The 11,632-nt window shown below is 43.7% G+C and carries 8 protein-coding genes; 1 reads left to right on the plus strand and 7 read right to left on the minus strand.

The genetic code is table 11. From position 1 onward, the window contains the following. The first annotated feature begins 115 nt into the window (after positions 1-115). Complete coding sequence (locus KFE98_18245; protein UTW61931.1) at positions 116-895, plus strand: AMP nucleosidase; 780 nt, start codon at positions 116-118, stop codon at positions 893-895. A 66-nt stretch (positions 896-961) separates the two neighbouring features. Here KFE98_18245 and KFE98_18250 read toward each other — a convergent pair whose 3' ends face one another. From KFE98_18250 to dinB, 7 genes are all read right to left on the minus strand, one after another. Beyond that, the gene (locus tag KFE98_18250) at positions 962-2,647 is read right to left on the minus strand and encodes a S8 family serine peptidase (GenBank protein ID UTW61932.1); all 1,686 of its coding nucleotides are present in this window, start codon (positions 2,645-2,647) and stop codon (positions 962-964) included. Between the two features lie 50 nt (positions 2,648-2,697). Next, complete coding sequence (locus KFE98_18255) at positions 2,698-3,072, minus strand: tail fiber protein (GenBank protein ID UTW64741.1); 375 nt, start codon at positions 3,070-3,072, stop codon at positions 2,698-2,700. Between the two features lie 1,841 nt (positions 3,073-4,913). Continuing rightward, positions 4,914-5,405 (minus strand): T9SS type A sorting domain-containing protein, encoded by a 492-nt coding sequence (locus tag KFE98_18260; protein ID UTW61933.1) that lies wholly within the window; start codon positions 5,403-5,405, stop codon positions 4,914-4,916. 244 nt (positions 5,406-5,649) lie between these two features. Continuing rightward, positions 5,650-6,024, minus strand: a complete 375-nt coding sequence (locus KFE98_18265; GenBank protein UTW61934.1) for a nuclear transport factor 2 family protein — start codon at positions 6,022-6,024, stop codon at positions 5,650-5,652. Between the two features lie 830 nt (positions 6,025-6,854). Next, positions 6,855-9,401 (minus strand): T9SS type A sorting domain-containing protein, encoded by a 2,547-nt coding sequence (locus KFE98_18270; GenBank protein ID UTW61935.1) that lies wholly within the window; start codon positions 9,399-9,401, stop codon positions 6,855-6,857. A 185-nt stretch (positions 9,402-9,586) separates the two neighbouring features. Next, positions 9,587-10,228, minus strand: coding sequence for a hypothetical protein (locus tag KFE98_18275; GenBank protein UTW61936.1), 642 nt, complete (start codon positions 10,226-10,228; stop codon positions 9,587-9,589). Between the two features lie 39 nt (positions 10,229-10,267). Continuing rightward, on the minus strand, positions 10,268-11,488 hold the full coding sequence (gene dinB / locus KFE98_18280; protein ID UTW61937.1) for a DNA polymerase IV: 1,221 nt from the start codon (positions 11,486-11,488) through the stop codon (positions 10,268-10,270). Between the last annotated feature and the right edge of the window lie 144 nt (positions 11,489-11,632).

Below are 11,632 nucleotides of genomic sequence, written 5' to 3' on the forward strand. Positions count from 1 at the left end.
CGTCTAACGGAGACTTAACATTTCTTAGAAGTAGACGATTCTAATTGATTTCTATTTTAGAAACGCACTACAAGATCAATCGTGATCGTTAAATTCATTAAAAGATAAAAAGCCTATGAACGATAAACAAAGCATTGTACAGAATTGGCTACCTCGCTATACAGGTACTCCTCTCGACCAATTTGGAAAATACATACTTCTTACCAATTTCAACAATTATGTGGACCTTTTTGCTCAAATCCACCAAGTAGAAGTTCAAGGTAAGGACAAGGCCATGCCGAATGCTACGGCCCAAGGAATATCCATCATCAATTTTGGAATGGGAAGTGCCAATGCTGCTACGATTATGGATTTGTTGAGTTCGATTAAACCTAAGGCTGTTTTGTTTTTAGGAAAATGCGGCGGGCTAAAAAAGAAGAATAAAATAGGCGATGTTGTTCTTCCTATAGCGGCCGTTAGAGGTGAAGGAACTTCTAATGATTACTTGCCACCAGAAGTGCCGGCACTCCCCTCTTTTAACTTGCAGCGAGCCGTATCTCATACCGCACGGGAATACGAGTTGGACTACTGGACTGGGACCGTGTATACCACCAACCGGCGGGTATGGGAACACGATCAGGAATTCAAAGAATACTTGCGAAAAATCAGATGTATGGCTATTGATATGGAAACTGCCACCATCTTCACAGCGGGTTTTGCTAATGAAATACCTACAGGTGCATTGTTATTGGTTTCAGATCAACCGATGATTCCAGATGGTGTAAAAACAGAAAAAAGTGATCAACTGGTCACCAAAAATTTCGTAGAAAAGCACATCCGAATTGGGATTGACTCTTTAAAAGAAATCATTGAAAATCGAAAATCAGTAAAACATCTCAGGTTTGATCCAAGGTAATTTCAAATACCGAAATTATTTTGGCTTCAAATTTCAGAATTCAACATTCATAATTCAAAATTCAAATTAGTCCAAGACTTCCCAATGCATCTTCCAACCGCCTTGGGTGTGTTGGTTGTCGGTAAGAAACCAGAGCATTACAGTGCTGGTCACAGAAGTTAATTCAGGAGGACGATTGGTGCCGCTAAATTTGGCCATGAGCATTTCTTCCAATGTTTTTTCTCCTTCAAAAATCCAGACAAAGTCCTGGTTTCCTTCGGTATCCATTTCTTCAAATCGAAATCGAATACGCTTGCCTTCTGGCGCACGGATAATCCATTTGCAATCACAACCATTGGCGTAGGAATCCGGTCCACTGCCATCGGTTATGGTTCCTGAAGGTTTGTTGAGATAAACTACCCCGTCACAATAAAGTGTTGCAGAATCAATGGTGATGGGCCGGTAGGAAAGAACAATGGGTTGCTTGAATTTTTGAGTGGTGGTGTACAAGGTGGCTTGATCTCCAGGTAGGAAATGCTCCCTATTAGCTGTCTCTTGGGTTATGGTTACAACCGTGTCTCCCCCATGGATAACCAGCTCAGTTTTGCCTTTGGCCAAGCCTTCTTCTACCTTAAAGACGAAACCTTTGTAATGACCAGCGGGAACCAATTCATTGTCGAAGTTTTCGAACTTGGGACCGAAATACATCTTCCCTTCGGTTTGACGAGGATTAAAAAACTGAGCAGGATTTTCCGGATTGTTCAGGTATTCGACGCATCGTTGAAGTTGAGGCAACCCAGCTCCTAATTTACCCGCGTAGCGGGAGTTATTTGCATTTAAGGGAATGGACGTAGCTTTAAGGGCATCCACTAATTCCTCTTTTGTTTTATCCGGATATGAGCTTTTCAAAACAGCCAGACATCCGGCCATCAAAGCTGTGGAAGCCGAAGTGCCATCACCGTAGAAATAAGCGTTTTTTTCCAAAGGATGTCCCGCTCTAACTTTGATTCCAGGTGTACTCCAATCCACTCCCTCACCTACATTAGCAAAAGGAATTCGGATCCATTGGGTATCAATAGCCGAAACCGCCAATACATCAGAATGAGCGGCAGGATACAAAACATCGTGAAAAAAGCGCCCGGTTGAACCGATAATGATAACCCCAGCCTTGGCCGCCTCTTCCAGCAATTGTTTTTGCTCCTGATTGAGGTCTCCTCCACTCCAGGCGCAGCAAATGATATCGACTTTTTGATTCAGCGCATAACGAATGCCTTTGTAGCCTTCCTTCACATAGGTCTTGCTTTCATAATCTGAAACCGCCTTTACGGGAAGAATTTCAAGATGCTTAGTCGCCTGATCTCCGTATACTCTTTGAGCTACGGTTGTGATTATTGACGCTACCATCGTTCCATGGTAAAAGTCGCGTTCACGGCCTATGGGAAAACCTACATCGTTATCGTTATCAGATACATCCCACCCGCAAAAATCGTCCTTATAACCATTTAGGTCATCATCCAATTCGTTGCCAGGAATATCCTTTGAATTGGTGACAATAAAGCCTTTTAGTAAATCGTGTGTGAGGAGAAAACCATCATCTACAACGGCTACCCTAATCTTTCGGTAGGGCTGTTGAGAAGAATCGATGGAAGGTAGTTGGAGGGCGTCATAAGCCCAAAAGGAGAAGTTTTCTTTTCGCTCTTCCTGAGCCTGAGTCTGAAAAGTCAGACTCAGGACTACAAGAAGTGCAATATGTTCGATCCACTTTGTGCTCATGGAGCACGAAAGTAGTATTTCGTTAGGCAATGCCCTCAATGATTATCCGCTTATTGAACAATAATTGAGTGGTTGTGAGCAGGTAGATTGGAAATGGAAAGAACCGTAGATTCATTACCACTTCTAGAACCCAAGGTACGGTTAGTTAATCCAGAACCTTGACCTTCGTGAATCGGAGTACGACCTCTCAAATCAGGAATACCGAAAGTAGTAATACCATTACCACCGTAAATCGTTCCAACCAAAGAATAAGCTGCTGGGTAAGAATTGATGGACAACAATTGACCGTCACAGAAAGTCCAGTCTTTTGGAGCAAAGTTTCCAGCGAAGATCATTAACTCAGCGATAAATGGATTCTGGCTATTACGGCTTGGGTAAATACCGTTCAATGCAAAGCAGTAGTTCAAGGTAAGGAATGGCTGCATGTTGCTAAAGGCCGTTGCACTACCCGTATTTCCTGTAATAATGTTCTTAGCAACCCAGTTAGTTCCATCAAAGCTCAAAAGGTTTCCGTTAACCGGAGTATTAGCAGGGGTAATACCTCCTCCACCAGAAGGAAGAGTAACTGTACCACCACCATTACTTAAGGTCAAATCTGAACCACTCAAGGAAATCGTCTGAATCTCATTCGTAGCCGATGCATCAGGTACGGTAACTGAACCTCCACTGTTAGACAAGGTGATCGTTCCAGCACTAATAGACAATACCTGAATCTCATTGGTAGAGGATGCATCCGGAAGAGTTACCGTTCCACCACTGCTACTCAAAGAAATGTCAGCTCCGGATAGAGATAACGTTTGAATCTCGTTCGTTGCTGAGGAGTCATTCAACTTAATAGTGGTAGTTGACTGGCTTAATCCAATCGTACCACCACCTGATGACAAGGTTACATTTTGAATCTCATTCGTGGAAGATGCATCTGGAAGTGTAACGGTTCCACCGCTGTTGCTCAAAGAAACGTCCGCACCGGAAAGAGAAAGAGTCTGAATCTCATTGGTAGAGGATGCATCTGGGAGAGTAACTGTACCTCCACTGTTGCTCAAAGAAATGTCAGCTCCTGAAAGAGATAGTGTCTGAATCTCGTTGGTAGCAGAGGAGTCATTCAACTTAATCGTTGTAGTTGACTGGCTCAATCCAATCGTACCGCCACCCGTTGACAAGGTTACGTTTTGAATCTCATTCGTGGAGGATGCATCTGGAAGTGTAACGGTACCACCGCTATTGCTCAAAGAAACATCGGCACCGGAAAGAGATAGCGTTTGAATCTCGTTCGTAGATGATGCGTCTGGAAGCGTAACTGTTCCACCGCTATTGCTCAAGGTAACATCTGCACCGGAAAGAGATAGCGTTTGAATCTCATTGGTAGAGGATGCATCTGGGAGTGTAATGGTTCCACCGCTGTTGCTCAGACTTACATCTGCACCACTTAAAGAGATGGTTTGAATCTCATTCGTTGCCGAAGAGTCATTCAACTTAATCGTTGTAGTTGACTGACTCAACCCAATAGTTCCACCTCCCGTTGACAAGGTTACGTTCTGAATCTCATTGGTAGAAGACGCATCTGGAAGTGTGATGGTACCACCACCATTACTCAGACTTACATCTGCCCCACTCAACGAAACAGTTTGGATCTCGTTGGTTGCTGAGGAGTCATTCAATTTAATCGTAGTTGTAGATTGACTCAAACCAACTGTACCACCGCCAGCGGACAGGGTCAAGTCTTGAATTTCATTGGAAGACGATGCGTCAGGAAGGGTGATCATTCCACCACCACCACTTAGGAACACATTGGCTCCTACAATGGAAAGTCCTTGAAGCTCGTTCGTAGGATCGTGATCCGCATCATTCACGGAGTCATGGAATACACGATTGGCATACAAAGCATAGGGTACGCTCTCCAAACGACTGGTCCCCATATCAGAGAAACTGGAACCACCGTTTTCGTCAAATTCCACTTTGATCCAATAAAGACCGTTCTTCCAGTAAATAGTAGAGAAGTTTCCACTTACTACCAATCCTTGACCAATACTCAACTTAACCATTCCGTAGGCATCGGAAGTAGTTTGATGACGCTCTTGATACACGTTCGTACCGGTGGCTGATCCTTGAATAATGGTAAACTGGAAAGAAACAAAGGTATTTGGTAATACAGCTCCACTACCGTTTCGCACTACAGCTTTGTAGGCAAACATATCTGGGGCCTGTGCATTAACCCCAATTGAGGATAATAGCATTAAACATAAGGCAAGTAATACTCTTTTCATCGTTATAGGGTTTTATGGACTTTAAAAGTCTTCAGGGATTTGTTATTTGAATCTTTTAGGGTAATCAGATACATTCCTACTTCTAATTCAGAAACATCTGTTGTGGCTTCCATGTTCTCAAGAACACGAGAGGTGATCAGCTGACCACTCAAATCGTACACATCCATATTCAGGCTTTCAGTGATGCCCGACCATTGAATGTGAAGTTCATCTTTAACAGGGTTTGGATAAAAGAAAATGTTTACGGGCTCCGCTGTATGTTCTTCGGCCGAGACAATAGTCATTCTGTGTTGCAAAAATCCTGCTGTGATGTGGTGGCTTGCCGTATCAGGAGGAGTTGCATTAACCACTTCTCCGACCGTCCAGATCAAGGTATGGTTACCATCGGTACCAACCTCCGCCTGGGTTCCTATGTGGTGTTGGTGCAAGCGTTGCTGCGCTAACAAGGGTACTGAAAAGCAGCATACCAAAACCACAAGAATCATTTTTTTCATGAGTGCTCGTTTTAGTTACAAAAAAGCGCCATTGCAGCGCAATAATAAATAGGGGTTTTCCACTAATTCCCGTTAATGTCCTAAACAAGATGTAGATTTCCTTGGAGAGAAAAGGTACAGATAGTCTAGGTATTCGTATTCCCGAATTTAATACAAAATAAAAAGCCCTACCCTATTAACGCACAATAAGTTTGGGTTAACAAGGCAGAGCTTTTATTGGAATCTAAAGGTAACTTTTGGTTTCCTATTCAGGCGACATTCCTCTGGTATCGTAGTAAAAACGCTCTTCTATAATGAGATCTCCTTCCCATTTTTGGCGGGCAATCTCCTCCATTTTAATGCGGTTTCCATCTTGAAAAGTGACATCCATCCAGCTTTCCACCATGGTTACCCCATTTTCCTCATCGGCGGTTATGTATTTGGCACCACCACCGTGCATTTCCTTAATGCTACTAAAGAAGTTTTTCTCAAACTCACGGTTAAACTCTTTTCCTTCTCGCACATCTCCAGTGCACTCGATCATTACTACATCGTCGTGGTAATATTTCTCGAAAGCCTCCAATGCCTGGCCCTGGCCAATCATGGTTTGCAAAGCGATAACTCTTTCTCTGTAAGTCATTTTGAGTGGGTGTTTGGGTTAACTCTTTCAAAATTAACTGCCCACAATTAAGAAATTGTCGTCCGGAAGTTAATTGACTGCTTATTCCCTATTAACTAAAAAAAACCTCACTGAGAGCTGGGGGGAGCTTCAGTGAGGCTAAGGTCACTTTTGGCCTGGTCATTCATATTCCTATACCCCACGGCCGTAAGATCCGTGGCGGCTGTTTGCTTTGGCCAAAGCGGGCAGCACGGTGGATTATTCACATCAATTTGGTCTTTAGGAAAGATTCCTTTTTGACCATTCGTTAGGCTATGAGCGAATAACCCTTCCTGCCCATTCTCCGGAAGGCGAGGTAGGCCCGATGTTAAATCGGGTCGGGATAAGTGGTAACATTAAGATCCGGAGAACGACCCATCTGGTCCGTTCCAGTAAGACTGGAACATTCATAGGCAATGTCAAAGAGGTTGGTTGATACATACTTGAGACGTCTGGATGGTTAAAGACTGAGTAGCATTCCTCAGCCGGAGATTGATGTGATTTTTAAGCGTATAAAACATAACGATAAGACCAATCTCCAGTTGAGGAACATTACTGTGAGCCAGTTGGTTACTTTGGTTTAAGGCGGATTGCAAGTACTGTATGGTTTTGTTTGGTTTCATGCGATTTGCTGCATTTACTAACCCTCACGCCGGTTTTCCATTTTCGTTGGCTGGCTTTTGATTAACGGTAGCTCAGAAAAATAATGGGAAGCCTTTTCTGATTAAACGGTTATCTACCCAACCCACCCAGGTTAGCAAGGCGTTTAGGTTCAATTGATCTCCATTCAACTCTCCCCCATTTTTCATCCACTATTCCACCACAACGCGTTTAGACTCATTCAATCCCTGGCCTTGAATGGCCAAAACATATACGCCTGGAGATAGAGACGAGATATCCATGTGCATGAGCTGATCTGCACCATTGATTGAGTCATTTTCAATCACCAGCCGTCCACTCATGTCCATCAGTCGAAGGTTGTACTTTCCTTCCTTCTTAATTTGGATGTTTAATTGCTGGTCGGCTGGATTAGGAAATACAAGTAATTCGCTCTCTTCAACATGCAAAGGTTCTACTGAAGTATAACCCGAACAATTTGAATTGAACCATCCAAAAGACTGAGCTTGATGAGCCGATCTGATATCCCGGATGTGAGTACTTAGGTTCGCTATTTTATCCTGGGTTGACGTCAGGTTATCTACATAGGAGTAATACATCCAATCAAAGGCAATTCTATCACCGGCATTTAGGGTATAAGGCCCAATTCCTCCTACTCCTTGTCGATCCCCCTTAACGTGGGAGGAAGTATACTCGGTCCAATTGGGCAACCCGTTATATATTCCAGGCAGCATAAACCGAGTGGCAATAGTACCACCTGAATGTGGATGGCCATTTCCACCATGTACCACCTGAGCACCGTCTCTCCAAATGGCCCGGGCATAGTTGTACATCTCCAATGCATTCTGAGGTGCGCCAGCTACATTTCTATATCCAACTCCATGACTCAGAAAACTATATAGGGTATCACTCAGGCAACTTACAGCCGCCAGAGGTGAATTAGAGCCAAATCCTTTCCTGCCATGACAACTCTCATCAAAATTATCCGCATTGTATCCGTAGAATGTAGCTTCAGAAGGCAGACTACCAATAAAGTCATCCTGGAAGCAGCCTATTCCGAAGTCAATAAAATTGCCGATACGCACTTGGTTATAGTCCCGAAGAGACCGATTTATCACTTCGTAATGGGCAAATAAGGTACTTCGAACCTTAGGGTTGGCATGATCTTCCATGAAATAGTACATCACGTGTATTTCAACTCCCATGTGTGCAATGCTATCTGATTGGGGAAACTCGTCATCATTGAATATGCAGTAAACAGCCTGGGTGCCTCGAATGTCTGGGTAATCGCCTTTTTCAGGTCGATATAGACCATCACCGTCCACATCCACAAAGGGAGCCAGACACTCGGCTTGCCCTCTTGCAGGATCGCCATGAGCAGGCCATTGGTCAAGTTTATCGGGTACTTGGTAGCCAGGAAGAGAATACAAAATTTTGTGGGTATCAATCATCCCCTTGGTCATGTGGTATACCCAGGCTCTTTTATGGGAATAATCACTGGATACAGGCCCTGCATGAAAGCTGGCGTCAGAACTATTGGGGTTAAATAGGTCTCCGCTTCCAAAAAATTGCCCTCCGGTATCAAATGCCCCAATGCTGATGTTTCCGCTGTAAAACAAATCGCTTTCGTACTTTTTGATTTGCGGTGGCGAGGCACTCCACCCATCAAAATCGATTTCGCCGTTATCATTGTCCAGAAATAACACTCCTTTAGGCCCTACCACAAATTCCATATCCGATGTGGATAGGTGTTGGTTGGCAATTTCTGGTAATTGGTTGTAAGAAGTTATAAATACACCTGATTTATTGCACAAGTAGATATCGTATTTCCCTTCTGCAATGTCATGGATGTATCGCTCCCCAAAACCACTGAATGAATTGGAGCTTGTAAGCTTTCCATCTTTGAGTTGATTCAGGTACCCTCCCATTTTGGAGTTAATATTTACCGTTCCGCTTATGTAAAGTCCTCCACGTTGTGTATTGAGCATCTTATCAGGTCTCTTATCATTCATATTGAGATCGATAAGGTGATGACTCCAACTCCCCTTTTCATAGATGCTGATTTCATATTCAAAACCTTTTCTTGTTGGGCCAAATAGGATTTTACCTGATGTGGTTTCCTCCATTATTTGTAGCATTTGTGGAACGAATACCTGTTGGCTACCGTGATAAGCTGTGAGATCCGGTGATAGTACCAGTTGTTTTTTTACCCCTGTTTGATCGAGAGTAAGTAAGGTATCCACCTTCGTCCCTACCAAGGCCAAAATTCCATGTGGGCTCTTTCCTATTCGAACAGGATTTAGGATATTTCCGTTTTGTTGAAATGGGGTCAACTGATTGTTATCCACGTAATAGAGATGGTTTTTATCTCTAAACCAAGGTTTTCCCAATGGATCGGTTATCACTTGATAGATGGTACTGGGAATTACGCCCTGGTAATTAATAGCTTCAAATCTTTCTGAATTCAGGTTAAATTTCCGAATGGAGTCGTCGGCTGCAAACCACAAGTGGTTATGACCATCGTAAATCAGATCGGATGTGGGTTCATTCCCTTTAATTAAAAAGTTGAACACTTGACTTCCCTTTACCTTGACGAGTTTTGAACCCGCATATCCCCAAATAGTTCCATCTGGCAGGCAAACGATTTCTTGAAGATTTTGATTAGATACCTGTTTCCATTCAGGCTGAGCGATTAGAGCGAGCTGTATTAGCATTAAGCCCAGTGTAGTGAGTACTTTCATGGTTTCTGTTTTGGTGACTTCCCAAAAGTTCAAGAAAATTCAAGCCAGGAAAAGGCACAATGTGTAAGGTGCTGCTCCACCGCTTATCCGGCTATCAAGGGTGATTAAACGGTCGGTTACCGTTTATTTCCTGAGTGGACCTTTCGAAGGCTTAAAAGATGTAATGGGCGCTGATGAGCGTATTCTCAATTCATTTCGAACCTGCGTCGATAGTGGCGATTCATGAGAATAATGGCCACGGTTCCAATAACGGTTGGCAGCAGCCAGTTGATGACTACAATACCGGTTAAATCTTGGATGGCACTAAAAGCGGTAGTGGCCGCAATAAAGGAAATAATCATTCTTCCGTAGTGCTCCAGGTACCAAAACATGGGATGCTTGGATTGTTTGGAGGTGTACTGTTCAAGTAGACTTCTGCGGATATCGACAGTGGATGAAAGGCTAAACAACAATCCAAAGACGAGAAATATGATGGCAAATCCGCCATTTCCCTTGCTGTAAACAAGCCAGGCTGAAACTAATATGGCCAGCCCGCAAAGTAAACCGAGCAAAGACTGAATTTTATCGAACCAAGCTCGTGGAATGCCTTTGACCATGGCGTAGCGAACTGCGCTGATCACAAAGTAAAAACCAAAACACCCCAAAAAGGTGATGAGAATACTCCCCAAAATACCGCCGGTGACAATGAGAATCAACCATCCTAACAAGTAGGCCCTTCCAACCAAGTGATGAACCTTTCCCCCTTTTTGAGCCGCAAACTGGGCTATTCCTGCTCCAAAAACGAGGTAACCAGCCAAGGCATGAATTTGTGCCAATCCAAATTCCATGGTTTAAATATAGAACAAAGGACTGATCTATAAAGGTTTCTACCTTCTACGATTAGCCAATAAAGGTGGAGGCTCTCCAGTAAAGGGATTCCAACGGCTAATGCTTTTTGCGTCCATTCCCGAAGCCCGTATCACAGCTCGATCACCAAATCGCTCCCGCATCCGATCCATAGCCTGGTACAGGTTAATCGATTTTTCAGAATCTTCAAACAAATTGATCTGGTGCCCGCCTTCCACCAAGTGGCTAAACCTCACTCCTACTAACCTGACCAGCAGTCGGCGGTTGTACAGCTTGTTATAGAGTTCCATCACAATGGGTAGCAAAACATGGTCGGAGGCGCTATAGGGAATGCGCTTTTGCAAGGTGTAAGTTTGGAAGTCTGAATAGCGGAGCTTAATGGTAACACAGGCCGTTAGTTTATTGCCCCTTCGCAGTTGGTAAATGAGGTTTTCCGCCATGGCAGTAATTATACCCTTGAGCTTCACCACATCGGTAGTGTCTTTGTCAAAGGTTCTTTCTGTGGAGATGGACTTTCGTTCCTGGTAGGCCATTACCGGAGAGTTGTCAATACCATTGGCTTTTTTCCAGAGCACAATTCCGTTTTTTCCAAACACCCGTTCCATCAAGCGAGGCTGCATTCCCTGAATGGTTCGAATACGCTTAACTCCCAAATCACAAAGCGACTTGTAGGTTTTTTCTCCAACCATGGGAATTTTTCGAACGGATAAGGGAGCCAAAAAAGGCTTCTCCTCCCCTTTTATGATTCGTATTTGATTGTTGGGCTTAGCCTGACCAGTAGCAATTTTAGATACCGTTTTATTTGCCGAAAGCCCAAAAGAAATGGGCAAACCAGTTTCACGAATAATCTTATGCCTAAGCTCTTTAGCCAATTGGTGGCACCCAAAAAACTTATCCATTCCCGATAGATCAATGTAGAATTCATCCACCGATGATTTCTCATACAGCGGCACCGATTCTTTGATAATATCGGTAACCGCTTCCGAGTACTTGGAATACACCCCCGAATTGCCCCGAAGAATAATAGCTTCCGGACAAAGCTGTCGGGCCAGTTTCATGGGCATAGCCGAATGAATACCAAATTTCCGGGCTTCATAGCTACAAGAAGCTACTACTCCCCGATCAGAAGTTCCTCCGATCAATACAGGCTTGCCTATAAGCTCACTGTCCTGTAACCGTTCGCAGGAGACAAAAAATGTATCCAGGTCCATATGTACAATTGCCCGGTTCTGATCTTCCATTGTTTTTATTCCTTTTACCTTAATTCATCAGCATTGAGAATGAAAGTTCTTAGCCCATCTCATCCCAAGCTCCCTAAAATCGAGACTCACACTTCCAGCAAGGCAAGTACTTCTACCTGGCCAAGGCATTCAAATAGGCGCACT

The sequence above is a fragment of the bacterium SCSIO 12741 genome (assembly GCA_024398055.1).
Lineage (GTDB): Bacteria > Bacteroidota > Bacteroidia > Flavobacteriales_G > Salibacteraceae > SCSIO-12741.